At 55.4% G+C, this 26,996-nt stretch carries 25 protein-coding genes; 15 read left to right on the top strand and 10 right to left on the bottom strand.

Going from position 1 to position 26,996, the window contains the following annotated elements; genetic code table 11:
• Window positions 1-10 precede the first annotated feature (10 nt).
• The 4 genes from cfbC (at window position 11) to QHG98_07045 (ending at window position 5,408) form a co-directional block, all read left to right on the top strand.
• Entirely contained in the window at window positions 11-805 is a 795-nt protein-coding gene (cfbC, locus tag QHG98_07030; protein MDH7597469.1) for a Ni-sirohydrochlorin a,c-diamide reductive cyclase ATP-dependent reductase subunit, read from the top strand.
• Window positions 806-855: 50 nt separating this feature from the next.
• On the top strand, window positions 856-2,256 hold the full coding sequence (cfbB, locus tag QHG98_07035) for a Ni-sirohydrochlorin a,c-diamide synthase (GenBank protein ID MDH7597470.1): 1,401 nt from the start codon (window positions 856-858) through the stop codon (window positions 2,254-2,256).
• A gap of 500 nt (window positions 2,257-2,756) precedes the next feature.
• A complete protein-coding gene (locus tag QHG98_07040; GenBank protein ID MDH7597471.1) occupies window positions 2,757-3,776 on the top strand; it encodes a deoxyhypusine synthase in 1,020 nt (339 codons plus the stop codon).
• A gap of 414 nt (window positions 3,777-4,190) precedes the next feature.
• Window positions 4,191-5,408, top strand: coding sequence for an Nre family DNA repair protein (locus QHG98_07045; GenBank protein MDH7597472.1), 1,218 nt, complete (start codon window positions 4,191-4,193; stop codon window positions 5,406-5,408).
• A gap of 110 nt (window positions 5,409-5,518) precedes the next feature.
• Here the strand turns inward: QHG98_07045 and QHG98_07050 are convergent, their stop codons facing one another.
• Both QHG98_07050 and QHG98_07055 read right to left on the bottom strand, forming a co-directional pair.
• Window positions 5,519-6,973 carry a radical SAM protein gene (locus QHG98_07050; GenBank protein ID MDH7597473.1) on the bottom strand — a complete coding sequence of 485 codons (1,455 nt, stop codon included), beginning with the start codon at window positions 6,971-6,973 and terminating at the stop codon, window positions 5,519-5,521.
• Between the two features lie 13 nt (window positions 6,974-6,986).
• Window positions 6,987-8,351, bottom strand: a complete 1,365-nt coding sequence (locus QHG98_07055) for a radical SAM protein (GenBank protein MDH7597474.1) — start codon at window positions 8,349-8,351, stop codon at window positions 6,987-6,989.
• A gap of 166 nt (window positions 8,352-8,517) precedes the next feature.
• Between QHG98_07055 and QHG98_07060 the strand changes: the two genes are divergently transcribed.
• The 6 genes from QHG98_07060 (at window position 8,518) to QHG98_07085 (ending at window position 13,121) form a co-directional block, all read left to right on the top strand.
• Window positions 8,518-9,135: a DUF2284 domain-containing protein gene (locus tag QHG98_07060; GenBank protein MDH7597475.1), complete on the top strand. Its 618-nt coding sequence runs from the start codon at window positions 8,518-8,520 to the stop codon at window positions 9,133-9,135.
• Window positions 9,136-9,245: 110 nt separating this feature from the next.
• A complete protein-coding gene (locus QHG98_07065; protein ID MDH7597476.1) occupies window positions 9,246-9,998 on the top strand; it encodes an SAM-dependent chlorinase/fluorinase in 753 nt (250 codons plus the stop codon).
• Window positions 9,986-10,942, top strand: a complete 957-nt coding sequence (gene mer / locus QHG98_07070; GenBank protein ID MDH7597477.1) for a 5,10-methylenetetrahydromethanopterin reductase — start codon at window positions 9,986-9,988, stop codon at window positions 10,940-10,942. Before QHG98_07065 ends, mer begins: the two co-directional genes overlap by 13 nt.
• Window positions 10,939-11,451, top strand: coding sequence for a nicotinamide-nucleotide adenylyltransferase (locus QHG98_07075; GenBank protein ID MDH7597478.1), 513 nt, complete (start codon window positions 10,939-10,941; stop codon window positions 11,449-11,451). The genes mer and QHG98_07075 overlap by 4 nt, the downstream gene beginning before the upstream one ends.
• 95 nt (window positions 11,452-11,546) lie before the next feature.
• Complete coding sequence (locus QHG98_07080) at window positions 11,547-12,707, top strand: aconitase X catalytic domain-containing protein (GenBank protein ID MDH7597479.1); 1,161 nt, start codon at window positions 11,547-11,549, stop codon at window positions 12,705-12,707.
• Window positions 12,708-13,121, top strand: a complete 414-nt coding sequence (locus tag QHG98_07085; GenBank protein MDH7597480.1) for a DUF126 domain-containing protein — start codon at window positions 12,708-12,710, stop codon at window positions 13,119-13,121.
• A gap of 534 nt (window positions 13,122-13,655) precedes the next feature.
• Here QHG98_07085 and QHG98_07090 read toward each other — a convergent pair.
• The 8 genes from QHG98_07090 to argS all read right to left on the bottom strand — a co-directional run bounded on the left by QHG98_07090 (window position 13,656) and on the right by argS (window position 21,921).
• Window positions 13,656-13,952 (bottom strand): hypothetical protein, encoded by a 297-nt coding sequence (locus QHG98_07090; protein ID MDH7597481.1) that lies wholly within the window; start codon window positions 13,950-13,952, stop codon window positions 13,656-13,658.
• 13 nt (window positions 13,953-13,965) lie between these two features.
• Window positions 13,966-14,157, bottom strand: a complete 192-nt coding sequence (locus QHG98_07095; GenBank protein ID MDH7597482.1) for a hypothetical protein — start codon at window positions 14,155-14,157, stop codon at window positions 13,966-13,968.
• Between the two features lie 119 nt (window positions 14,158-14,276).
• A complete protein-coding gene (locus QHG98_07100; GenBank protein ID MDH7597483.1) occupies window positions 14,277-15,050 on the bottom strand; it encodes a hypothetical protein in 774 nt (257 codons plus the stop codon).
• A gap of 43 nt (window positions 15,051-15,093) precedes the next feature.
• Entirely contained in the window at window positions 15,094-16,590 is a 1,497-nt protein-coding gene (locus QHG98_07105; protein ID MDH7597484.1) for a glutamate synthase-related protein, read from the bottom strand.
• Window positions 16,568-17,740: a glutamine amidotransferase family protein gene (locus QHG98_07110; protein ID MDH7597485.1), complete on the bottom strand. Its 1,173-nt coding sequence runs from the start codon at window positions 17,738-17,740 to the stop codon at window positions 16,568-16,570. Before QHG98_07110 ends, QHG98_07105 begins: the two co-directional genes overlap by 23 nt.
• A 1,357-nt stretch (window positions 17,741-19,097) precedes the next feature.
• A complete protein-coding gene (locus QHG98_07115; protein ID MDH7597486.1) occupies window positions 19,098-19,406 on the bottom strand; it encodes a DUF5611 family protein in 309 nt (102 codons plus the stop codon).
• Between the two features lie 41 nt (window positions 19,407-19,447).
• A complete protein-coding gene (locus QHG98_07120) occupies window positions 19,448-19,939 on the bottom strand; it encodes a hypothetical protein (protein ID MDH7597487.1) in 492 nt (163 codons plus the stop codon).
• Between the two features lie 287 nt (window positions 19,940-20,226).
• Window positions 20,227-21,921: an arginine--tRNA ligase gene (argS, locus tag QHG98_07125; protein MDH7597488.1), complete on the bottom strand. Its 1,695-nt coding sequence runs from the start codon at window positions 21,919-21,921 to the stop codon at window positions 20,227-20,229.
• A 155-nt stretch (window positions 21,922-22,076) separates the two neighbouring features.
• On the opposite strand from argS, the gene QHG98_07130 reads away from it, so the two are divergent.
• The 5 genes from QHG98_07130 (at window position 22,077) to cofG (ending at window position 26,861) form a co-directional block, all read left to right on the top strand.
• A complete protein-coding gene (locus tag QHG98_07130; GenBank protein MDH7597489.1) occupies window positions 22,077-23,282 on the top strand; it encodes a DUF4139 domain-containing protein in 1,206 nt (401 codons plus the stop codon).
• A 300-nt stretch (window positions 23,283-23,582) separates the two neighbouring features.
• Entirely contained in the window at window positions 23,583-24,338 is a 756-nt protein-coding gene (locus tag QHG98_07135; protein ID MDH7597490.1) for an ABC transporter ATP-binding protein, read from the top strand.
• Between the two features lie 16 nt (window positions 24,339-24,354).
• Entirely contained in the window at window positions 24,355-25,419 is a 1,065-nt protein-coding gene (locus tag QHG98_07140; GenBank protein ID MDH7597491.1) for an NAD(P)-dependent glycerol-1-phosphate dehydrogenase, read from the top strand.
• 30 nt (window positions 25,420-25,449) lie between these two features.
• Window positions 25,450-25,899, top strand: coding sequence for a UPF0179 family protein (locus QHG98_07145; protein MDH7597492.1), 450 nt, complete (start codon window positions 25,450-25,452; stop codon window positions 25,897-25,899).
• A complete protein-coding gene (cofG, locus tag QHG98_07150; GenBank protein ID MDH7597493.1) occupies window positions 25,854-26,861 on the top strand; it encodes a 7,8-didemethyl-8-hydroxy-5-deazariboflavin synthase subunit CofG in 1,008 nt (335 codons plus the stop codon). The genes QHG98_07145 and cofG overlap by 46 nt, the downstream gene beginning before the upstream one ends.
• Window positions 26,862-26,996: the final 135 nt, after the last annotated feature.

Genomic DNA, 26,996 nt, shown 5'->3' on the forward strand with positions numbered 1-26,996 from the left:
GGAGTCTGTCATGTCACCTATTAAGCATGTTGCCATCTACGGCAAGGGAGGTATCGGAAAGTCCTGCATAGCATCAAACGTGGCTGCTGCATGCGCCGACCGCGGGGTTCGGGTCCTGGTCGTCGGATGCGATCCGAAGAGCGACTCCTCGATCAATCTCATCGGAAGAAGAATTCCCACAATGATGGACATGATCAGGGAGGGGAAGGAGATCCGTGAGGAGGATGTCGTCTTCACAGGGTACAGGGGAGTGAGATGCATAGAGGTCGGCGGCCCTGAGCCGGGCGTCGGATGCGCAGGAAGGGGAATAATTGTGGCAATAGATTTCCTCAGGAAGGTCTCCAGGATAATGGATGAGGTCGATCTTGTGCTGTACGACGTCCCTGGGGATATCGTATGTGGCGGATTCTCAGCCCCCATAAGAAAGGGTCTTGTGACTGAGGCGTACATTATAACATCCGGAGAGTACATGCCTGTGTACGCGGCAAACAACATATGCAGGGGCCTGAAGCGGCTGGGAGCAAAGCTGGGGGGTGTTGTCTGCAACTCCAGAGTGGTCGAAGGCGAGAGGGAGATCGTCGATGAGTTTGCCAGGGCGATAGGGAGCAGGATGGTCGCGTTCATACCAAAAGATCCGGTGGTCCAGAGGTGCGAGCGGAGAGGCGTCACTGTGATAGAGGGCGAGCCTGAGAGCAGCATTGCAGGTGTTTATCGCGCCCTGGCAGAGCATGTTCTCAGCTGCAGCGATGCATCGGTGCCAGAGCCGCTCGACGACGATAGGCTGCGTGAGATAACGAGGATGTGAACCACTCCCCAGGAGGAGATGATCTCTCAAACTCTCGTGGAGGTGAGAGCATGCACATTCCGAGAATTGTCATATCCGGGGACAGAAGCTCAAGCGGCAAGACCACGATAGTCGCAGGACTGCTCTCAGCGCTTGTTCGCAGGGGCCTGAAGGTGCAGGCATTCAAGGTTGCCATGGACTACATAGATCCGAGCTACCACACATGGATCACAGGACGGTTCTGCAGGAACCTCGATGGTTATCTGATGAGCGAGAGCAGGGTGCTGGAGATATTCAGTCATGCAGCCAGAAATGCTGATATTGCTGTGATCGAGGGGGTTCGCGGCCTCTACGAGGGATACGAGGGAGACGCTGGCTCCACAGCGCAGATCGCGAAGATGCTCCGCGCGCCCGTGATCCTGGTTGTGGATGCGAGATCGATAACAAGGAGCGCAGCCGCTCTTGTGAAGGGCTACATGGACTACGATAGGGATGTCCAGATCAGGGGAGTCATACTGAACAAGCTCGGTGGAGAGAGGCATGCTGATAAAGCGACAAGGGAGATCGAGCACTACGCTGGAGTTCCGGTCGTGGGCTCCATCCAGAGAAACGATGATATGCACCTCGCAATGCGTCATCTTGGATTGGTTCCTGTGACAGAGGGGAGACTGAGACATCATGGATTCGATGAGAGGGTCGCCAGGATAAGAGAGATCGTCGAGATGAGTCTTGACATAAATAGATTGATCGAGATGGCTGAGGAGGCAGAGGATCTCCAGGAGGCGGAGCCTGATCTCTATCTCAGAAACGAGCGCGGTGCCGGCCTGAAAGTGGGCGTTGCGCAGGATGAGGCATTCAACTTCTACTACAGAGACAACCTGGAGCTGATCGAGCTTGCGGGCGCTGAGGTCGTGCCGTTCAGCCCGATACGCGACTCCGGGATCCCGAATGTGGATGGCCTGTACATAGGCGGCGGGTACCCGGAGCTGTATGCAGAGGATCTCTCGAGGAACCGCTCGATGATGAGCTCCATAAGAGATGCGCAGGCCGATGGCATGCCTGTGTACGCAGAGTGCGGTGGCCTGATGTACATGTGCAGGGAGCTGGAGTGGCCCCAGGATGGAGGGGTATCAAATCAGAACTCATATCAGATGGTCGGAGTGGTTCCAGCACTCGCGCGAAGGGGCAGCAGGAGGATCGTGAGCTACGTGAGCGGCGCCTTCGTCACCGACACATGCATCGGCAGGAGTGGGGATGAGTTCATGGGCCACGAGTTTCACCACTCTGAGCTCGTGGTGGATGGCGATGTGAGCTACGCCATAAAGCTGAACCGCGGCACCGGCATATCCAGCGGCATGGATGGAATTGTTGATGGAAGAATGATCGCAAGCTACTCGCACATCCATTCCGCATCATACAGGGGCTTCCCAGATGTCTTCCTGGATGCGTGCCGTGAGTACAGATACGGTTGAAGTTCTGGTTCGTGGTATTCCCATGCTTCCCTCAACATATCTCTGGGATCCCGTGATTACATATACGGTTGAATTTATGCGTCATCGGTTAAGATCAACATGTGTAGAATTGGACTTAATAGTCTTATCCCCACTCAGTACTGCTATCAGGACTCAAGTCCACAGGTGGTCGATTTTAATCAGACTCTCCACGATGGGGAGATCTCAATTTGTCAAATTTCATGATCAATATATGTACATAAAACCCTTAACCGATGACCCATGCGGTTGAATTTATGCTTCGTGGTCTCAAATAACCGGATGTTCTGTCAGGAATAAGCGTGCCCGGACATAACGCCTCCTGAATCCCGGCTGGTCTGATGCTGCTCATCTCAATGATCGTACAGGACCGAAGTTCTGGCACGATCCTGAAGCCTCTCCGAACATCCTGATCCTTCCAGGATCCTGACCGTCGACCGGGAGACAACCTTTAAAAATGTTAAGATACCTCCCATTGTGCCATGAGCTATCCCGAGTCAGAAATGCAGCACAGAACAACGATTCCGGTGGTCGACAGGAGCATAGGCGATCTGGTTTCTGATATGGCCCGTATGGGGTTCCAGGCAGGGCAGCTCGGCCAGTCCCTGCGCGTCTGGGAGAACATGTTGAGCAGAGATGTGACGATATTTCTGGGACTTGCAGGTGCGATGGTCCCCGCCGGGCTACAGGAGATGATCGCATATCTCATATCCAGAAGATATGTGGACTGTCTGGTGAGCACGGGCGCGAACCTCTTCCACGATCTCTGTGAAGGTCTTGGCATAAGGCACTACAGGGGGAGTGCATGCGCTGACGATGCTTACCTGAACGAATGCAAGATTGACAGGATCTTTGATGTCTTCGTGTCCGAGGTCGAGCTGCACAGGGCGGATAAGTACATATCAGATCTTGTGATGAGCCTCAGGACCGATATCACATACTCATCCAGGGAGATGATGGAGCTTCTGGGGAGGGATCTGCCGGAGACGACGATCCTCGGGGCTGCGTACCGTGCTGGAGTTCCGATATTTGTACCGGCTCTCTCTGACAGCTCCATAGGGATAGGTATGGTCATAGCCTGGCGCAACGGCCACAGGGTCATCGTGGATCAGATAAGGGATGTGGACGAGATAACGCAGATATCCGAGAAGTCCGCAGAGACCGGGGTGGTCTTCATAGGCGGCGGAGTGCCCAAGAACTTCATACAGCAGACGAAGGTCATATCAGAGCTCATGGGGACCTACAGGGGCGGGCACTCCTATGCGATACAGTACACCACAGATACGCCGCACTTTGGGGGGCTCTCAGGATGCACGTTCAGCGAGGCTGTATCCTGGGGGAAGGTGGATAAAGAGGCGAGGATGGCGCAGGTATTCTCAGATGCCACGATCACGGTGCCCCTTGTGGTTCACGCACTGAGAGAGCGTGTGGCGAGAAGACACTCGGTGCCAAGGTTCACATGGAGGGGATCCGAGCTCGATCTCGTCTACGAGAGGTCGTAGTGCAAATTTCGAAACGATCAGTATTCCGGAGATTCAGATCGCATCAGACCCAAGATCTGAGAATGGCAATGCCATCTGCCTGCGGTGTCCAGCCGCTGCTCCACACACAGAGCTGTTATCTGACTCATTTGAATGTGCCAGCTCAGAGCAGTCATAAAGTGGCGGGGCCATCGACCGGCATGGAGACCCTGGAACCAGATGGAAGTGCCTCCTCTCGCATTGCGGATGAAGTTCTGAGACAGCGTTGTAAGCCCCCGCATCGCTTTGTGCACTGTCTCACATGTGCTGACCAGCTGGTTCCACACAACGAACAGCGCGTGCGATAGAAGGTCGCGACAAAAGGATGAAATCGTTCGAGGTGCTGGTCCCGTACAGAATCGAATACATGGGGTCAACCCTCCATCAAATGCTTTCATGGCGGTAAGATGCATAACATGCAAGGGGCGCGGCCTCTGCGGCCGGCCTGTGTGTCCGCTGCTGATTAAGCTCGAGGAGCTTGCAGCCCTGCCAAGAATAGGGAATCGTCTCTCGGGGGAATCACCGCCTGAGGTCTTCGTCGGAAGGCACGGATATCCGGTTGTGAGAGCCGGTCCACTGGTGCCAGTAGGTGCCTCACCTGGGCAGCCGGCGCTTGATATCTTCAGAATAATCTCTATGAGAACCAGGATGATCAGGTCAGAGCTCGAGATACACGTCCACGATGCAAAAAAACCGGGAAGACTTCTTGAGAGCGCCCAGCATATAGCAATGTCCAGCAAGCCTGTGGAGACCGAGGTCTCTTTCGTCAAACCCCCTGAGGGAAGAATGCTCTTCGATGGCGTCCTCTCTCCCATGGGTCCGGGCGGCAGGATCGAGGACATGGATATCACAGGCAACCCGTCTGTTCCCAGGAAGGTCGACCAGCTGGTGGGCGATACAGATGTCAGGGCATCCTCTGCAGTCTGTGAGCTCTACAGCTCCTCGATCAGCATCGATCACATCTCACGCCTCCTCTCCATGGGCCTGCTGGGGCATGACCGCAGGCTCGTTCCCACAAGGTGGGCGATAACAGCATCAGATGACATCATTGGAAACGCCCTGCGCAGCCGCGTCCTTGATATGCCTGAGATGGTTGGATACGAGCTCTACTCAGGGGGCATCCTGGGAAACCACTTCGAGATACTCCTCATGCCCGGGGCGTATTCTTTTGAGCTCATAGAGATATGGCATCCCGGATCCGCATGGTCCCCTGAGCGTCTCTGGATAGGATCTGATCGCGAAGGAAGTACAGGCAGACGATCGTACAGCACGCTTGCCGGCGGGTATTACGCTGCACGCCTGCCTGTGCTTGAGCATCTTCTCCGGATTAAAAGACAGGCGGGGGTCCTGGCGCTCAGGGAGATCACGGAGGAATACTGGGCACCGCTGGGAGTGTGGGTCGTGAGAGATGCAGCAAGAGCAGCCCTCTCATCGCGCCCCATGAGGTTCGAGAGCCTGGATGAGGCGATCAGGTCAGCGGAGAGCAGGATGAGGTCAAAGTCGAGCGATTGGAGGCGTTACTCAAATGCATTCTCCCGCCAGACCACACTCTTATCCTTCTTCCCGGCGCAGGGAAAAGAATGTGTATCGGGGAGAGAGCACAACCCCACGTGATGATCTGGAGGAGCGTGAGGTTGGCCATGCGAGCTGGGGGATGAGCGATTTCGGTGACCCCGGATGAGCGGAAACCCATCGAGCAGGGCCAAGGATGCGTTCTCTGCTCTTCATGCAACGCCCTTGCACAGCTCCCCGCGCGCCAGATCTTCCAGGAATAGATCTTTTCTGCTCTTTATCCTCAGCAGGAGCTCGAGCTTTCTTTTCGCGTACATCGGAGCCAGCCGCAGTGCCTCCCTCGCGAACCATCTCGGATACAGCCTCTTGACCTTGTTGTACTTGAACCACTCCCAGTTGTAGTACCTGGCGTTCATCTCCCAAGTGATGTACTGTACCTCCGCGGCGCTCAGATGCTTCGTGCGAACATTGGCGTGAAGACCATCGTAGAGCCTGAAGTCGTTGTTCGTTATCAGCCCCATCCGCTCCAGCTCCTCGCGCATCGGGGTCTTGGGGTAGGGTGTGTTGATATAAAATATCGGAAAATCGACTTTGAGCTGTCTTGCGAGATGGAAGTTCGCCCAAATGTCCTCTGCTGTGTCATCCGGATTTCCACCGATAAGACCTGTGGACACTATGATGTCGTTATCGTGGAGATACCTCACAGCACGCTCTGCATGATCCGACATTCTCCCCTTTCCGAAAAACTGGAGGTTCCTCTTGCTGGCGCTCTCAACGCCGAGGAAGACGCCATCGAAACCCGCCTCGCCCATCTTTTTAACGAGCCTCTCACTGGAGGCGATGCCTGATGCGGATGCCTGTGTCTTGTACCGCAGATGCGTCAGACCTGCATCGATGATGGCATCGCAAATCGCCTCGAGTCTCTTGACATCCAAAGTGATGTTATCATCTGGGAAGAATATCGAGCCAGCGCCGTGCTCCTCCGCATCCTGTATGTCCTCTATCACCCTCTTGATCTCAAACTTGCGGAAGCTCCTGCCGTACATGCTGTTTATCGAGCAGAACTTGCAGCCCTGTGTGCAACCCCTGCTCGTCTCCACCGAGTCCACCGGAACATCAAACGCGTAGAAACCATCTGTGATCAGGCGGGCATCCCTGTTGGGCATCTCGATCTCCTCCGGAGCAAGGAGGGGTCTGGGAGGGTTGTGCTTCATCTCCGATCCGGATCTGTAGGAGAGCCCCAGGACATCATCGAGAGGGCTGCCTTTGATAAGAGCGCTCACGAGCTCCCTGAAGGTCATCTCCCCCTCACCCCTGACGATGTAATCCACAAGCATCAGATCGCTGCTGGAGCCGATCTCCCTGTAGAAGAGCGTGGGGTGGTAGCCGCCGATCACAACCTCTGCGCCTGCGTCCTTCGCGATCCTGGCGAGCTCGAGGGCTCTCGCATACTGAAAGCTCATCGCTGTGAGCCCTATCAGATCGTAGCGGTTCGCATGCCTCCTCACAAACCCGTCAGGATCCCTTATGCCGTGGAGGTCGGCGACATGCACCTCACATAGATCGTCAACCGCAGCTGCGAGCGAGACGAGGCCGAGGTCAGGTATCCTGGCGATCCTGTCGAAGTCCGGCTGCACCACCGGCGAGGCGAGGAGCAGAACGCGCATCCGGCTCACCACATCATACCAGAAGCCTTGGAACGTTCGTCTCGAAGTCGAAGCTGTTCGCTCTTGTTATGTATGAGAAGACCTCCTTCAGCCCCTGGAGACCTGCATACCGGTACGCATTCCTCCAAACCCGCGCGGATGTTCTCAGCGGGGCGGTCCAGGGGTAGACGCGCTTGAGGGATCTATCGAGCACCTCCTCCATCTCCTTCGGGGATATGTGGGGATGGTTCCAGACAAGGTGCTTTCCGTCGAAGTGATGGTAATCATGATCGAATATGCCGTAGCGCTCCTGGATCTCGTTCCAGAGCTGCGTCTGAGGCAGCGGCGTGAGCACGCATATCTGGGTTATATCGAGCTTGAGCTCTGCGACCCTCTTTATATCCTGATCTATCGAGCTCACAGTATCATCCTCGAATCCGATCATGTAGTATCCGACGGTGCCCATGCCATGGCTCTGGAGGAGCTTTATCGTCTCCACGATCTCGTCAACACCCTCACGCTTCTTTATATCATCCAGGCGCTCCTGGTGGAGGTTCTCGATTCCGATGGCAGCGCCTGCGAAGCCGCTCACCATCCTCCGCGCGCTTCCATCACGCCTGGCCACGCGTCGCCTCATCGCCACCCACTCATCTATCTTCTCCCTGAGGTAATCAGCCCTGGCCATGCATCCCCAGACCATGTCGTACTCATCCAGAATCTCAACGACCCTGTCCGCATGCCTCCTGTTCGCCCCGAAGTTCTCGTCCTCTATTATCACCACGTTGATGTTGTTCTTCTTGTAGTAGTTCACTACCCTCTCGATGCTCTCAAGTGGTATCGGCGTTGGCTTTGGCGCGAAGCACGGTGTCTGGCAGAATTTGCAACCCACTCCACAACCCCTTGTTGTGAAGAGGATTCCGTAGATGTTCAGCTTCAGCCCGAAGGGTGTGGAGAGGTACTCAATCAGCGGGGGATGTATCACCTTCTCGATCCTTCTCCCAAAATACGGGGCCACCTGGTGCTCTGCATACCCCACAAAGACCCTGTCGAACCTGTCCTGTATCTCAGGGGTCAGGGCGCCGTAGTTGCCGGCCCACAGCTCATTGATTCCCCTGGCCCTCGCAGCCTCCACCATCTCCAGGATCTCGTGCGTCTCGTTGAGGTAAAACGAGAATCCAACGACATCCCAGCCCTCATCAAGCTTGCGAAGATACTCATCCCATGTCGGGTACTCCAGGATCTCCAGCTCGGGGATGTTCTGCTTCAAAAACCTGAGGCCGAATGACTGTATCCTGGGCCAGTAGAACCTGAACCATCTGCTCCTCGAGTTGGAGCCTATGTAGTCGTAGGGCTCGTCATCGTTCTTGTAGACCGTTGTGAAGAGCACCCTTGGGGCCATGCTGGCGAGGTCACCCTTCCAGGGCTTTAACCTTTACGATGTGTGCGATGCTCCATGTTCCTTTACCTCTGAAGATCCCGCGAAACCGGCGCTTTTCCTGACCAGATCAGGATTCGAGGCTCAGAGTGTCAAAGGGATTTATACATGAAAAACAATAATTGATCGCATGACAGACCGACATGGCCTCAGGATCGATTTTGATGAAGTGCTCAGCAAGCTCAAAGAGATCCATCCGGATATCAGGCTGATCTCCACGGGAATCGTGGTCGTGGGCGAGTGGGTCAGATGGAAGTGCAGGTACGGGTGCAGGGCGTACGGGAAGCATCTCTGCTGCCCGCCATACGCCCCGACACCTGAGGAGACCAGGAGGATGCTTGAAGATTATGATTTCGCGGTGCTGGCAAGGTTCTCACCCACGCCGACTCCTGGATACGAGCCGCGGAGGCTTCACCATTACCTCTGGGATTCGCTCACAGCGCTCCACAGGACCATATTTGAGCTCGAGCGCCAGGCGTTTCTTATGGGATGCTACAAGGCGTTTGGTATGGGGGCGATGCCCTGCACCTTCTGCGAGACGTGCATCGCGGAGGAGAAGATCGCCAGGGGCGAGGCGCCCGTTAAAGCGGACGCTGTGCTCTGCAGGCACAAGGATATGATGCGGCCGTCGCTTGAGGCGTGCGGCATAGACGTCTTTGCCACTCTGAGAAACGCCGGCTGCGATCTAAGGGTTTTAAAAGCCTATCAGGAGCGCTTTAGCCTGTTCGGGATGGTGCTCCTGGACTGAACATGCAGCTCGGTACGAGATGATCCTCTGTGTGACAAGCGGCCCTTTATTCACAGCGTGGGTTTGAAACTCCGGTCTTCAGGCAGGATCAGCTGACGGAGATGGTATCGATGGGCAGGGTGATAACATTCCTCACGGACTTCGGCTCCTTCTATCTCTCACAGATGAAGGGGGTGATACTTCAGAGGACAGGGGATGTTGTGTTCGTGGAGATGGCCACAGACATACCCCCGCAGGATGTCATGAGCGGCGCGTTCGCGCTCATGGTCGCCTCCAGGTATTTCCCACCGGGCACGATACACATCGCGATTGTGGATCCGGGCGTCGGCACGAAGCGCGCGGCGATCTGTGTGGAGAGCGGGGGCCACGTATTTCTCGGCCCGGACAACGGGATTCTGATGCCTGCAGCCCGCGCACTCGGATCGCCTGTCGCCTGGATGCTTGATGTGCCCGAAGACGCCTCCCCGACATTCCACGGCAGGGACGTATTCGCGCGCGCTGCTGCGGAAATAATATGCGGCACTCCCATCGAAGATCTCGGCACGCCCTTTGAGCCCCAAGATCTCGATCTCGGATCCCCCAGGATCGTCGCGAACGGAATCGAGGCGAGTGTCATCTACGTGGATAACTTCGGAAACGTGGTTCTCAATATGAGACGTCTGCCTGATAGTGACTTGAGGCTCATGGGCCGCAGGCTCAGACGTGTTCGGACATATGGGGAGGCCGGATGGAACGAATCTCTTATAACTCTTGGGAGCCATGGGTTTGCAGAAATAGCGGTCAACGGTGGGAGTGCCGCAGAGCTCTTCGGCCTCTCCACCGGCGACAGAATCGTGCTGGAGGATATTAGTTGTTCGGAATAGAGTTCGTTCCATCAGATCCCGCGCTGAAGATAGGGTATCTGTCCAAACTCGCAGAGGATGTTGGCTTTGAGACGGTATGGATCACAGACCATTACAACAACAGAGACGTTTACTCAACGCTTGCAGTTCTATCAATGCTCACGAACAGGATCAGGCTGGGGACCGGTGTGACAAACCCGTACACGAGGAGCCCGGTAATAACCGCCTCCAGCATAGCCTCGATCAACGAGCTCTCGGGCGGGAGGGCGATTCTCGGGATCGGTCCCGGGGATAAGGCGACTTTCGATGCCATGGGAATAGCCTGGGAGAAGCCGCTCACCAGGGTGCGGGAGAGCGTATCAGTGATCAGGGCTCTTCTCAGGAAGGAAAGGGTCACACAGGGCGGCATGAACGCTCAGCTCTCCTTCTCCGCGGGAAACATACCGATATACATGGGAGCGCAAGGGCCGAAGATGCTCGAGCTTGCCGGAGAGATCGCGGACGGTGTTCTCATAAACGCCTCTCATCCGGAGGACTTCAGGGCAGCCATACCACTGATAAGAAACGGAATACAGCGGGCAGGCAGGAAGCCTGAAGATGTGAGGATCTGCGCGTACACCAGCTTCAGCATCGACAGGGACAGGTCAAAGGCTGCATCCGAGGCGAAGAAGGTCGTCGCATTCATAGCAGCAGGCTCGCCGGATGCTGTTCTGGAGAGGCACGGCATCAGCATCCAGGAGAGGGATGCGATATCAAAGGCCATATCGAAGGGCGATTTCGCAGGTGCAATGAACAGCGTGACGGACAGGATGCTGGATGTGTTCTCCGTGACAGGGACACCTGAAGACTGCCGGGCCAGGGTGGATGAGCTGCTCAAAACAGGAGTCAACCAGATAGTTGTTGGATCGCCAATCGGTCCGGACAAGGAGCGCTCGATAAGGCTGATCGGCAAGAACATTCTATGAGGCGTGGCTTCTACATAGGCAGATTCCAGCCGTACCACATGGGACATCACCTCGTGCTGGAGCAGATCTCCCGGGAGGTCGACGAGATCATAGTCGGCATCGGCACAGCCCAGATCAGCCATACAGTGACAGACCCGTTCACAGCCGGTGAGAGGATCGCCATGATCTATGGCGCCCTCCGGGAACTGAGGAGATGGTTCTACATCATACCCCTGCCGGACATAAACAGAAATGCCGTCTGGGTATCTCATGTGAAGTCCATGACCCCGCCGTTCGAGGTGGTGTACTCGAACAATCCACTGGTTGTGGAGCTCTTCACGGAGGCCGGGATCGAGGTGAGAAGGCCGCCGATGTACAGGAGGGAGATATACTCCGGCACTGTGATAAGGAGGCTCATGATTGAAGGAGGGGACTGGAAGCATCTCGTTCCTGATGCTGTGGCAAAGGTGATTGATGAGATAAAGGGCGTGGAGAGACTGAGGAACATAAGCAAGAAGGACTTTGCGTAGGTTGCATCAAGTGGTTATTTGTGTTTCAATACTCTCACAATCCACGCAAACGTATGAGAATATAGACCTTCCAGCGGAATTAAAACAGGTGGCTGATGCATCTCACCAGGGATGAAGAGCGGCTGCTCCAGGGCGAGCGTGGGGATACGCTCAGGCGCGCGATGGAGATCCTCGTTGCGCTTGGAGATATCTATGGAGCTGAGCGGCTCGTTGAGATAAAGAGCGCGCAGATAGCAGGCGTCTCATACAAGACCATAGGAGACGCGGGGCTTGAGTGGATCTCAGATCTAGATGGAAGGGTCGCTGTGCCAAGCATACTCAATCCGGCTGGGATGGATCTCCTGAGATGGAGGGAGATGTCGATCGACGAGGATTTCGCCAGGAAGCAGCTCGAGATCATCGATGCTTACAGGAAGCTCGGCATCATGATTGAATGCACATGCACTCCATACCTCCTGTACGAGAGCATAGCCTCCAGAGGGGATCACATTGCATGGTCAGAGTCATCAGCTGTATCGTACGCGAACTCGGTCATCGGCGCGATGACCAACCGCGAGGGCGGGCCCTCTGCGCTGGCAGCGGCGCTTGTCGGGAAGACACCCCTCTACGGCTACCATCTCGAGGAGAACCGCGTCCCAACGCATGTGATAAGTGTTGAGACGGATGTGAGAGAGTACGGAGCGCTGGGGTTTCTTGTCGGAAGGATCGTCGGGGATGGGGTGCCGCTGTTCGTTATGCGCTCCAGGCCTGACAGAGACGATCTGAAGGCGCTGGGCGCTGCCATGGCCGCGAGTGGATCGGTCGCGCTCTATTACGTGAAGGATGTAACGCAGGAGCCTCCGCAGTACGAACCATCTGCATGCGAGCATATCGTTGTGGATGAAGAGGAAATCATGTCTGTATACGATTCGCATGCAGATGTGGACATCGTCGCTCTGGGATGCCCGCACTGCTCCCTGCATGAGCTGGAGAGGATCGCCGATCTCCTTGAGGGGAGAAGGGTGAGCAAAGAGCTCTGGATCTGCACATCCAGGAGGATCGCGGAATCAGCTCCTGAGACTGTCAGGAGAATCGAGTCCACAGGAGCCAGGGTGATATGCGACACATGCATGGTTGTATCGCCTGCGAGCGAGCGCTTCAGTCACATGATGGTGAACTCGGGGAAGGCGCTGGCGTACATACCTGGAATGTGCGGCATAAAGGCGTCCTTCGGATCGCTGGAGGAGTGCATAGATGCAGCAACCGGGGGCTCATGAGTGGAGATAAAATGCCATCGCGTCTCAGGCGGCTGCGCCGGCGGGCCGGCTCTCGTCACCAGAGAGCGGATCTCATTCCTGGGAAATGTAAATCCTGAGACAGGCATGGTCGTCGATCCATCCCACGAGCTTTACGGCAGATCAATCGCAGGAGCTGTTCTCATATTTCCGGGAGGCAAGGGCTCCACAGTCGGGTCATATGTCATCTACCAGCTCAGGAAGAGGGGTCTGGCTCCGGCTGCGATGATAAACCTGAGGTCTGAACCGATAGTGGCTGTCGGAGCCATTATAAGCGACATACCTCTTGTCGACAGGGTCCCGGAGTGGATCCTTGATGTGAAAGACGGCACCTGGGTCGTGGTCGATGCAGGAAGAGAGCTGGTGGTGCTTCCCGATGGATCGGTCCATGTGTGACAAGCGCTCTTACTGTGGCAACCCGCTCGTGAGCATCCAGGTCTGCAAATGGGATCGCTCTTATCCATCTGATAACCTGTCTGCATAGGCACTGATCCTGGTATTTGCTCAATATGGTGAGCGTGCTTGAGTTACTGATCAAATGAAGCTGCTATGGCAGAGTCGTTCATCCAGAGATCCGTCGAGATGGCAATTTAGCTCCGCTCTTATCCATTTGATGACTTGCCCGAAGGAGCAGGGGTCATGCTATGCGTTCGTTTCGACGAATGAATGCTTTCATCGACCACATTGCATGCTCTGCAAGTTGCTACGCACATAAGAGCGTTTAGCTCGACGTATTGAGCATGTTCCGATCCTGCTATGCGCTCGTTTCGACTTATCTTCGACGTAGTCGAAGTCCTAGCTAGCTAACGAATGCATTCATCCGGCCTGCATGTCCTTCAAGTTGCTGAATACATAAGAGCGAATGGGATTTCACAGGTTGAGCGCTATCATCAAACCGATGCTGAATACAAAAAAACAGGGGGATTGGCTTCATCCGAATAGCGTGCCCATCCCTGCCTCTGCCGACTCCTGCTCCTCCCTGAAGGCATTTATCACCGACTCTGCCTCGTCGCCCTCGAGCAGCGTGGCAGGAGTGTCCGCTAGCAGCTTTCTGGCCCCCTCCACCAGATCATCCCTAGCCTTGATGTAAAGCAGGAACCCTTCCTTGTCGAACCCCACAGACTTGGCCTCGCGAACTATCGGACCGAGCCTCTTGAAGAAGTCCTGATCCAGAACCTTTTTCATAACAGCATTTCCAGCCATATCGTAGTAGTAAGCAAGCTCCATTCAAACCACCATTTTACAGGGCCTCCATGGCCCTCTTGAGGCACTCAGTGCATCTGTCCATGAGAGATGCTGCCTCCTCGATCGCCTTAGCGGCCTCTGGGCTTATCTCATTTATCTGTTTTGCTCGGTCCCTGAAGCTCCTGCTGTGGCTCTCGTTGTGCTCAATCCAGTGCTCAAGAAGGTGCTCTGCCTCGTGTCTGTTCATAAAACCACCAACTCAGGCTCTGAGCAGACAGATTTAAAGTTTTGTGTGAATCTGTAAGCGCTGAGATCACATAACAGCAATCCACCGCATGCGAACCGGGCCATCAACCATTCCTGTCGTCAGTCCGGAGCAGTTGACGCATAAAGCTTCCCGTAGGGCCGGCTCGATCTGGGTGATAGCTTTGTCCATTCGGACTCAAGAATATGATCCAAATCGAGCGAGAGATCCGGGAAGCGCTCGATGAACCCTGAGATGTGTCTGCCAAGGATCTCCGTATCAGCATCGTCTGGCCTGGAGATGAGAACATGACTGTCGACCTGCTCCTCTCCGATCTCTCCCCTTATGTATATCGCACCACCATGCATTCCGCTCCCGATGAAGCTGGCAGTATGTGCTCCGTATAGCCCCAGAAGTATGACGACGCCGCCAGCCATGTACTCTCCGAGGAAGTCCTGGGATGTTCCGCCCACGACGATCACAGGCCTCTTCTGATCATGCTCCTTCATGTGAAGGGCTGCCCTGTAGCCGACATCACCCTTTACAAATATCCTGCCACCGCGCATTGACATTCCTGTGACATCGCCTGCCCGCCCGTTGATCACTATCTCTCCAGATTCCATCGTGTTCCCGACACCATCCTGTGCGTTGCCGTGGACCACTATCCTGTGACCGAAGAGAAATGCCCCGAGGTCGTTTCCTGGAGTGCCGTATATCTCGATGGTCATGACCTGCCGCTGTGGTGAGTAGAGCCGTGTGCCGATGTACCTCTGGCCGCACACGTTTCTGAGTACAACTTTCTCGTATCCGGAGAGCATAATCTCCCTGAGAAGGTTGTTCAGTTCCCTGGTCTCCATATGCGAAGCGTCTATCTCGATCATCCTTTCATTGAACATGCGGATGCATGGGATCTCCATCTGTAATTCATCCATGTGCGGGTCACTCTCCTGCACCTTTTATCCCAAGCACATCAAGCTCCCACTCGTACAGTCCTATTCCCCTCAGCTGATCCCTGTTTCCTCTAAGGCTCTCTATGGCGTTGATCCCCATCCCGCCGAGCATCTCCTTGATCTCATGAGACCATGCTGAGAGAAGGTTTACGAGCCTCTGCGCAGCCTCTTCGACATTCAGTCTCCTCACCAGTCCTGGATCCTGGGTGCATATGCCCCAGCTGCATCTTCCTGTGTAGCATCTCTGGCAGAGCGTGCATCCCATCGCGATGAGCGCAGCTGTGCCGATGTAGACAGCATCAGCGCCAAGCGCGATCGCCTTCACCACATCAGCGCTGCATCTTATACCACCACCGGCTATTATCGAGCACCGCTCCCTAATTCCCTCATCCCTGAGCCGGCGATCCACAGATGATATGGCGAGCTCTATGGGTATCCCGACGTTGTCCCTTATCACCTTGGGCGCAGCTCCTGTGCCGCCGCGCACGCCATCGATCGCCAGAATATCCGCGCCTGCTCGCACGATGCCGGATGCTATGGCGCTGATGTTGTGAACCGCGGCCACCTTTACTATGACCGGCTTCTCGTAATTCGTTACCTCCTTTATTGCTGATATCAGCATCTCCAGATCCTCTATTGAGTATATGTCGTGATGGGGCGCGGGCGATATCGCGTCCGTCCCCTCAGGGATCATCCTTGTGGCAGCAACATGCTGGGATACCTTCTCGCCAGGGAGATGCCCGCCTATGCCAGGCTTCGCACCCTGACCTATCTTTATCTCAACAGCAGCAGCACAGTTCAGGTACTCCGCATCTATTCCAAACCGCCCCGATGCCACCTGTACAATCGCGTGTTTTTTAAACTTAGATCTCATTTCAGATGGCATTCCCCCCTCGCCAGTGTTGAAGAAGGTGCCCGATCTGGATGCAGCGATCGCAAGCGCCTGAAACGCATTGTAGCTTATGGCACCGTAGGACATCGCAGAGAAGAGTACCGGAGTCTCCAGCATCAGGAAAGGATCTGTGCCCGTATCGGTATCGCTACTCAACAAGATCCTCTCCGGCTTCGATCCCAGAAATGTCCGGAGCTCCATCGGCTCCCTCAGAGGATCTATGGAGGGGTTTGTGACCTGGGAGGCGTTGAGAAGCATGTGGTCCCAGTAGATCCTGAACGGCTTATCGCTACCGCAGCCTGTCAGAATGACCCCGCCGGTCTCTGCCTGCCTCTTGATATCCTCGATCCTCTCGCGCGACCATGAGGCATTCGGTCTGTAGAATGAGGGAGCTGGGCGTATCTCTATCGCGCCCTTCGGGCAGAATACAGCACACCTCTGGCAGCCAACGCATCTGCGGCTGTCTGATAGCATTTTATCATTTGATGCGTCGTATGTGTGCGCCCCGAACGGGCACTGGTGCTCGCATGCCCTGCATACATCACACTCTTCGCTTCTGGAGATGGTGAACTCAGGCAGTAACAGCGATCTCATGCTCCAGCCCCCTCTCAAACATCCCCTCGAGCTCGCAGACGACCGGCTCCCCGCCTCTGGGTGACCAGACAGAGTCGAGGGTTGGCGATATTCGCCTCACAGACGCCTCCTCTGAGGAGATGTAGAACATATCACCCCTCGTGGCCACAGTGAGCGGGCGGAGCCTTATCCTGTCTGTGAGGCCGATCATCCTTCCGCTCTGGGCCACGATCACCGCAAACGGGCCGTTCATGAGAAGCGGGGCATAGACCCTTCTGAGAGCGGTGAGCAATCTCCTCTCCGCTGCATCCATCCTGTCTATGGAATCCCATACCGGCGGAGCTAGGATCTTCGCCACGAGCTCCAGTGGGAGATCATGTCGTCTCATGAGAAGATCGGCGGCGTATGCCAGGACCTCTGTGTCGGTGTGGAGCGTGCACTTGTAGCCGCGCATCTCCAGGTACCACCGGTTTGTCCCGTACGACGAGATCTCGCCGTTGTGGACCACAGTTGTATCGAGCAGCCCGAATGGATGCGCACCTCCCCACCAGGCCTGGCTGTTAGTCGGGAATCTCCCGTGCGCAGTCCACAGATACCCTCTGTAGAGCCTCTCCAGCATGAAGTACCGCCCTATCTCCTCCGGATATCCAACGCCCTTGAAGCAGCCCATGTTCTTTCCCGATGAGAAGATGTATGCGTTATCGATTGCTGAATTGACATGAATCACCTTTCTCACCACATACTCATCGTCTGAGAGATGAACATCCTCACCGTGCTTCGATGGCGAGAGAAAGTACCGCCAGAGAAGGGGCGGGTCTCTTACACAGACATCACTGTGTGGAATCTCCTCATCATGCACCACATCAAAGCTCCGGAAGAGGAACTCCTCAGCTCTTCTCTTCGCCTCCCTCTGAGCTCTGGAGTCTCCTGTGAACATGAGATGGAATGCATAGTAGTCCCTGAACTCCGGGTATATGCCATAGGCTGCGAATCCCCCTCCAAGCCCGTTGCCGCGGTGATGCATGCCGGCCATCGCCTGGATAACGCGCTCGCCGGTGAACCTCTCCCCAGCTCTGCTCATCGCCCCGAAGATGGAGCAGGCAGAGATCTCCTTGCTGTAAAGCTTCTGTCTCCTGACAGACATGACAACCTCTCGCGACTCAAAATCCATCAATCAGCTGCGCCTGGAGGGGCTTTATAGCTATTTGAGAATATTTCATAAATTTTATGAACAAAACGCAGAGCGGTTTCAGTGTGGTGAACATGCTCGATATGTTGAGGTAACTCGACCTCTTGGTAGATTTCTGGATGAACGACTGTGCCAGGCGGCTTCACTTGAGCAGTACCTCAAGTACGCTCACGATATTGAGCATGTTCAGTGTGCGCCATCACCGGAGATCGCATCCTACTCACGGACGCGCGAGGATTGGGGTTGAGGAGCATCATGGGTATTCAGCGTGGCGGAGCTTCTGCAATCTAAACAGATCAAAAAGATGCGATCTGTCTGGCAGCGGATAAGGAGCAACGAACTCTGTTCCTCCAGGTTAGGGGATGTATGAGCGGGTAGGAGAGTGGGGGTTCAGTGTGGATCACAAAACAGAACGGTTACCCGCTCAGAGCCTAGGATATGCTGGCAGTATTTATAGCTTGCTGTTTGTGGGCAGGACCTGTCCGTTGAGGAAAATGTGCTTCTGATCGTCAAATAGTGCTTTTGGGTCTCGGTGGCTGGTGGCATTACAGGGGATTTCGCTCTCATGTGTTTGGCAACTTATGGGTCGAGCAATGTGGTTGCTGAACGCACTTCATGCGTCATCGGTTAAGATCGACATGTGTAGAATTGGACTTAGTAGTCTCATCTCGCCTCAGTACTGCTATCAGGACTCAAGTCCACAGGCGGTCGATTTGAATCAAACTCTCCACTATGGGGAGATCTCAATTTGTCAAATTTCATGATCAATATATTTACATAAAATCCTTAACCGATGACCAATGGAACGCACTTACTCATTCACCAGGAATGCATAGCAGGACCAGTGCTGCTATGCATATTATATGAATAAGACGTGGGGGTTTTATCTCACGTGCTGGTTTGGACGAAACCAAAACCGCATTAAAGCCAGCCTGCCCTCAGACCGCAGAAACACCCCTTATAGAGATAGCAGCCTGATTCTGACAACATATCTGCTGTCGCATGCGGTGTTTCAGCCATCGCTCTTATCCATCTGATAACTTGGCCCGAAGAGGCAACAGTCAAGCTATTCGCCCGTTTCGACTTATCTTCGACTGCGTCGAAGAGTTTCGACGAAGTCGAAGGCCTGGCGAGCGAATGAGTGCATTCAGCAACCGGCCTGCATGTCCTTCAAGTTGCTGAATACATAAGAGCGTCAGCCATATCGAGCTGCAGCACACCGATTATGTGTGAGTAATGACGCCTTCTGGAAAACGACATTGTTCATCGCATTCTGTCACGGCCTGTCCAAAGGGGAGAAGCCGGGCCGGAGCTATGCAGGCGGCCTAAGGGTCTGTTTTCACTCCCCCTGTGCCTCTCTCTTCGCCATCTGCACACGCTGCTTGGTTGTGTATCCTGTTGCCCTCTCGAGGAACTTTCTGAACCTGCGGTTTGTGTCCATGATCATATCGTCAGGGGCGCCGGGGAGTGACTCTGTGAGCACATTCAGCTTTTTATTCTCTATCCAGATCTGGCAGCTCTTCATGGCGCCATAGCTGAGCGTGATCCTCTCGCCGTCTCTGGTGATTCCAGATGAGAAGATCTCCTTCAGTATCCCCTCTATTCTGTCCATGTCGGCGGTGTAGCCTCTCTTGAACGTGTACTCCATGCTTTGAGGGAAGATCTCCTATGGTAATTAGATCTTGCCGTCTAACAGCAGGGAGCCTGGTTCCCTCCGATCGTGAAGTATTCTGTCAGGACCTTCCTGAAGTCCACGATCACGTCCACCTTCCACGTCCCGGGGAGGTCCGCCACATCCTCTCCCTTTATCCGCAGGCCGCTCCATATGCAGGAGCTCCACATGCCGGCAGGTCCATCTATGGCGGGTATCACCCCGAAGCTTCTCCTGTACACACGCATGTTAGGCGAATACCATCTCCACTCCACAGTATGCGCCCGCTGGTCCCTCCACACCTTGAGCCAGCACACCGCCTCCACATCATCCTGAGTGAACGTGTATGTCCTCGACTGCGGCACGCCGCTCGGGCTCACCTTTGTGGTCATGGTGTGCTCACTCAAGGGAAAATAGAGCGGATGCGCATGCGCGCAGGCTGCCAGGACAGATGCCACAAGCACGATCAGGACGCCAAGCCTCGTCAAACATCTGCACCCGGAATGGGTCTTGGATACAAAGAACCTCATCAGTTCATCCCCTTCATTGCCTTGAAAAAGTATAAACACGCCAAGTATTTTAAAATTATGTTTCGAGTGGCCGACTGGATCAGAACGCGGGCAGATAATTATAATATTAAAATAATATGAATCTGTTGCCCTGCCTCCCCGGACTCCCGCATATCAGGCACACGATGGGGGGGCACTGTCACCGGAACGCATGGGATCTCAGATCCTAGAAGCGCATGAGTGCGCGGTGCTTGGCATGCGACCGGCAAAGGAGATCCTGAAGATTCTCCGCTATCCTGGATCCCGTATCACATGCTCTCAGGCGCCTCTATTCCGAGAGTGTCGAGGGTTGCGCTCAGAGCGTTCCTGGCTGCCCTCACCAGCGCGAGCCGCGCGTTCCGGAGCTCATTGGGTTTTGCATCCAGCACCGGATCGTACCGGTAGAAGAGGTTGAACCTCTCCGCCAGCTCCCTCGCGTAGGTCGCGAGCTGATGCGGCTTGAGCTCCCTGGCAGCCCTGTCTATGACCAGATCGAACTCTGCGATCTTCTTTATCAGGGCGATCTCGTAATCATCTCTCAGAAGCCCGGGATCGAACTCATCGAGGTCGCCTGCTTTCTTTAGAATGCTGCACGCCCTCGCATGCGAGTACTGTATGAACGGGGCGGAGAGCTTCTCGAAGTCGAGAGCTGCCTTCCAGTCGAACATCGTCGCCTTGTCTGCGGATACCCTCACAATATCGTATCTCACAGCGCCAACTGCCACCTTTCCGGCCACTTCCTTCCTGAAATCGTCATCCATCTCTGGCCTTCTCTTCGTGACCTCCTGATAAGCCTGCTTCTCGACCTCATCGAGCAGCTCATCAGCAGAGATGAACTTCCCGCGGCGTGTTGACATCGATCCATCCGGAAGAGAGACAAACTCGAATATGACAACCTCAGGCTCCTTTATACCGAGAATCCGCAGCGCGGTGCGGAGCTGAGCTGATACCAGCTTGTGGTCTGCTCCAAGCACCTCTACGACGCGCTCGTAGTTCTCCGCCTTCCATTTATGGTACGCGAGGTCCCTTGTTGTGTAGAGGGTTGTTCCGTCCGCCCTTCTCAGAACCAGGCTCTTCTCGAAGCCCTCCTCGCTCAGATCCAGCTGCAGAGCACCATCCTTCAGCACGGTCCTTCCGGTCCTCTCCAGCATCTCCAGAATCTTATCGACAGAGCCATCCCATACGAACTCCGACTCCCACTTGTAGGAGTCGTGATGGATGTTCATCCTGTGTAGCGTGCTCTCGATGCCTGAGATGGCATACTTCGCGGCGCGCTGGAACTTCTCCACAGTCTCAGGATCCCTGGACTCGTAGCGCCTCATGAGCTCGTCCACTTCTGCTGAGAGCTCGGGCCGTTCGTTCATGATCCTGTGAGCTGCTATGTAGACACGCGCTATCGCATGGTCAGGCTTGGATCCATCAAGAGCGAGGTGATCGCATCCCCAGACCACCATTGCGGTCTGCCTTCCCATATCGTTCACGTAGTACTGTGCCTCGACGCTGTATCCGGCACGGCGGAGTATCCGGACGATGGTATCCCCTATCACGGAGTTTCTTATGTGACCGACATGAAGCGGACCATCGGGGTTTGCGGATGTGTGCTCGACGATGACCGAGCCCGACATCCTGCCCCTCCAGGCATCCTCGCCCTGGGCCCTCACAACAACATGATCCAGGAAGCTGCGGCTCATGTGGAAGTTTATGTAGGGTCCCACAAGCTCTGCGCGGTCAACCCAGCGGGACGGGGAGCCCATGGCGCTGTATATCTCTGCCGCAATATCCTTCGGGCTCTTCTTCAGCGCAGGCGAGAGCCTGAACGCAACCGTCGTGGAGAGATCTGCATGCGGGCTCAGATCAAGGCTGTTCTCCAGTGATATGCTCAGGCCGCAGCGATCGAGACCCTCTTTCAGTATCCCCTCGACCTCGCTCATGAAATCCAGAAACATGTGAACACCATCTAGCAAGAATCTTGGAGAGCAATGCTAATGGATATAAGCATTCCGTCGCGGCATCTGAGTGGATGTGGGCAGCAATCGCCCCTCCGCCTGTTCAGAGTGCCGGTGCTTTTGGGGGAAGTCTATATCTGGATGGAGATTCTCAGTACCATGGGGGATTCGATATGAGATCATGGACAATTCTCGCCATGCTCCTTCTCACAGTCTCGTCCTGCGCAACCGCAGGGGATAGCGCGAAGGAGGTCGTGGCCACAACCGCGATAAGCCTGCCGGTCGACTCTGTGACGATCTATCAGGACGGGCTTGTGTTCGTAAAGAGGACGGGCAGCATGGATCTGACGGAGGGCGTACACAAATTTGTTGTGGACCTTCCGGAGAATGCTGATACGAGCTCTGTTCTCTTCCTTGTCACAAACTCCTCGCTGGAGCGCATAGTCTACGATAAGATGCCTGTGTACACCATGAACGTCTCATCAACTGCAAGGCAGAGCTTCCTGTTGAGCTACCTGGTCAGAGATGGGGGACACTGGGCACCAAACTACTACATACACCTCCTCAACGATTCGATGCTCCTGACCGCAAACGCCCTCATAAACGTCGATCTCAGGGAGGACCTGAAGAACGTCCAGATCAGGCTCGTGGCCATGCCGGAGAGGAAGACCCCGATTCTGATGAGGGCCCCGGCCCCGACAGCCGCCAAAGCTGAGGAGCTCCCCGTGGAGTTCTCCTTGTATGATATCGCAGCAGGTGCTCCAGCAGGCGAGCTCGAGACGCTCTTCGTATTCGTTCTGGAGAACAGGACGGATCTTGTCGCCGGGAAATCTATTGGGCTGCCTCTCTTCGAGGATCTGGCCCCTGCCTGGCGGGTCTACACGTGGGATGCATATTACAATCCGGACGGGCCTGCGAGGGAGGAGATAAGGGCGAACAACACAGCCGATCATCCATGGCCAGATGGGAACGCGCAGGTGTTCAGGGATGGGGAGTATGTGACCACCCTCAGCATGCCGTACACCGCGAAAGGGGCCAACGTGTCACTGAGCCTGGGGCCATCTGCTGATCTCAAGCTCTCGAAGAAGCTCATGGACTACAACATCACTGAAAATGTGGTCTCCTCTGGAAACGGCACCGCAAAGGTGACCACGGAGAACTGGACGTACCAGCTCGAGATAAAATCCAACACCGATAAAGAGATGGATCTCGAGGTTAAGGACGTCATACCGATGGAGGCGAAGGTGACCGATATCTCTCCGGAGCCATCAGAGATGACTGCCACTCTCCTCAAGTGGAACCTCAAGGTGGCACCGAGAGAGGAGATGAAGATACGATACTCATACAGAGTTGTGACGTTGGAGACCATCGACAGGTGATGGGCTCACCCTCTGTGAGTGTCACAGGGGACGCCCCATCCTCTTTTGCCGCTGACGATCTGACGGATGGCATCGCCAGGACAAGCTGTGAGCGTCGCAGGGGATGACCCATCTTTTTTTTTGCGGTTGTTTTATGGGTGATGGATCAGCTGCGGTCTAGTGTGCTGTATCATGCGCCGGAATCATGCTGAGGAACCCGGTCTGTAGCTGGATTCAATACAGTTCCTGTTCAACATCTGCATCCCAGCTGTGCACCCTACGGAAAGCTCTATACGGTATGCTGGAGGAACACCTGAGCGAATGTCCCTGCTGGAGGTCAGATCGGTATCAAAGGTCTTCGATGTCGATGGAAAGACCATGGAAGTACTTCGAGACATAAGCATGTCTGTGGATGAGGGCGAGTTCGTATGCTTCATAGGCCCCTCTGGATGCGGCAAGACAACCCTGCTCAGGATAATCGCAGGTCTCGAGTTCCCATCGTCTGGAAGTGTGCTGCTCGATGGAGCCCCCATAAGAGGTCCTGGGCCTGAGAGGGGCATGGTCTTCCAGGAGTACTCGCTATTTCCGTGGCGCACAGTTCTGGACAATGTTGCATTCGGCCCCGAGATCCGGGGGGTTCCCAAGGAGGAGCGCTACCGGCTCGCAAGAGAGTACCTGAAGATGGTCGGGCTGGAACGGTTTGAGAGCAGGTACCCACATGAGCTCTCCGGAGGCATGAAGCAGAGGGTCGCGATTGCGAGGGCTCTTGTCAACAATCCCAAGGCACTGCTCATGGACGAGCCGTTCGGAGCGCTGGATGCGCAGACCAGAAATGTGATGCAGTCAGAGCTCCTCAGGATATGGGAGCAGGAGAGAAAGACGATCATATTCGTCACGCACAGCGTCGACGAGGCGATATACCTCGGTGACAGGATCATCGTCTTCTCCGCGAGGCCGGGCAGGGTGAAGGAGATCATAGGCATAGATCTGCCCAGGCCGAGGAAGAGGACCAGCCTCGAGGTCAACAGGATCAGGGATAAGATACTTCAGGATCTCAGAACCGAGATCAAAATCTGAAGAGAACTGCGAGTGGATGCGGAGAATGAGAAGCAGAAGTGCGAGCTGGATGGAGCTGCCCAGAAGAGTCGTTGCAGGCGCTGGAGCTCTGGCGGATATCGGAGATGTCTGCCTGGATCTCCGCCTCTCCGGCAGGGCGCTTGTCATAACAGGTCCACAGACCCGATCAGTGGCTGGAGACAATCTCGCAGCATGTCTGACAGAGCGCGGCTTTGAGGCAGAGGTTGTGATAACAAGGGACTCCAGGCCAGCAGAGGTCGATCGGGTGAAGTCATCCGCCCTGGACTTTAAGGCGGATTTCCTGATAGGCGCGGGCGGCGGCAGATCGATAGACATAGCAAAGCTCGCCGCATTCCATCTCGACATACCGTATCTCAGCGTACCAACGGCTGCGTCTCACGATGGGATCGCCTCAGCGATGGCATCGCTCAACATGGACGGCGAGACGAAGTCGATTCCCACACGCGCGCCTCTTGCGATCGTAGCCGACACGGGGATAATATCCAGAGCCCCTCCGAGGCTGATGTCAGCTGGATGTGGGGATATAATATCGAACTACACGGCGATCCTCGACTGGAAGCTCGCGAAGAGGCTCAGGTGTGAGGACTACAGCGAGTATGCAGCTGCACTCTCGAGCATGACCGCGAGCATGGTCGTCGATATGGCTCCGGGCATCAAGCCAGGACATGAGCCCTCTGCGAAGATTGTGGTCCAGGCGCTGATATCCAGCGGTGTTGCGATGAGCATAGCTGGATCATCAAGACCTGCAAGCGGCTCGGAGCACATGTTTGCGCACGCCCTGAACAGAATCGCCCCAGGACGCGGACTCCACGGCGAGCTCTGTGGCATTGGGACTATCATAATGATGTACCTGCACGGCGGGGACTGGAGGATGATCCGGGAGACGCTCCAGGTCCTTGGCGCGCCAACATCAGCGCAGGAGCTGAAGATACCGGAGGATGTGGTGGTTGAGGCCCTGACCCAGGCGCACACGATCAGGCCCGAGAGGTACACGATACTCGGCAGTGGGCTGACATCAGATGCAGCAAGGGCGGCTGCAGAGACAACGAAGGTGATATGATAATATGAATATTATTCAGGAGGTTAAAATATGGCTGAGCCGACAACTCAGATCACCCTGATAGGAACAAAGCTCGCAACGATCGGCATGGAGTTCATATTCAACGGACCCACGCCGGAGTGCGAGAGCTGCAAGCTCAGAAACACATGCATGAACCTCGAGCCCGGAAGGAGGTACAGGATACTGGGAATAAAGGGGGAGCTGGTCCATGACTGCCCGCTGCATGAGGAGGGTGTGCGCGCTGTTGAGGTTACAGAGAGCCCCACGATCGCGGCCATGGATGCACGCAAATCGTTTGCAGGATCGAAGATAATCTACGAGCCGATCGATTGTGATGTGACCGATTGCAGGATGTACGACATATGCCACCCCGCCGGGCTCAAGAGGGGCGACAGATGCACAATAGTGGAGGTCGTTGGAGAGGCACCGGAGGAGTGCGCGAGGGGATACACGCTGAAGCTCGTCGAGCTGAGGCGCTGAGGGCGACCTTCTCGAGAAATGTCTTCATACCGGTCACCGACCTCTGCAGGAACGCATGTGGTTACTGCTCTTTCAGACGGGATCCGGATCGCGCCAGGGTGATATCGAGAAGCGATGCCCTGAGGTTGATGGACAGAGCGCAGAGGGCGGGCTGCTCAGAGGCGCTCTTCACGATGGGAGACAGGCCCTGGGAGGTGCGCGGCAACCGGCTGGAACTCCTGGAGTATCTCATCGAACTCTGCGAGCTCGCCCTGGAGAGGGATCTTCTTCCTCATACGAATGCAGGCATACTCACCCGCGAGGAGCTGGAGCTTCTGGCGCCCTACAACGCATCCATGGGCCTGATGCTTGAGAGCACAGCGCATCTTAAAATCCATGAGAGATCGCCGGGGAAGAGACCGGAGGTTCGTGTCAGGACCATATCCGATGCAGGCGAGCTCAGGATACCGTTCACCACCGGCATACTCGTGGGAATAGGCGAGAGTTCCGAGGACAGGATGAGATCGCTTGAGGCAATCGCAGAGCTCCACCGGGAGCATGGCCACATACAGGAGGTCATAATCCAGCCGCTGGATCCCAAGCCCGGGACGGAGTCAGAGGGCATGCAGCCTCCCCCAGTGGAGGATCTTGAGGAGCTGGTGCACATCGCCAGGAGGATTTTGCCGCCGGAGATATCAATTCAGGTGCCCCCAAACCTGGTTGATCCGGTTCCCCTCCTGAGGGCCGGAGCAGATGATCTCGGTGGGATCAGCCCCGTGACCCCTGACTGGATCAATCCGGAAAGGAGATGGCCTGAGATCGATGAGCTGAGGGGGATCGTGCTCGTGGAAAGGCTGCCGGTCTACCCGAGATACGTGAAGCTCGGATGGTACGGAAGCAGGACGAAGGAGCTCGTCAGGCAGCTCGCAGACGAGAGGGGGCTGAGAAAAACCGGATCGTTTTACACGCACACATGGGAGTAATCCTACGCTTTTATCCATCTGATAACTTGCCCGAAGAGGCACCAGTCACGCTGTGCGCTCGTGGCGAGCGAATGAGTGCATTCAGCAACCGGCCTGCATGGCCTCCAAGTTGCTGAATACATAAGAGCGGTAATC

This window comes from Methanothrix sp. (assembly GCA_029907715.1).
Taxonomy (GTDB): Archaea; Halobacteriota; Methanosarcinia; order Methanotrichales; family Methanotrichaceae; genus Methanothrix_B.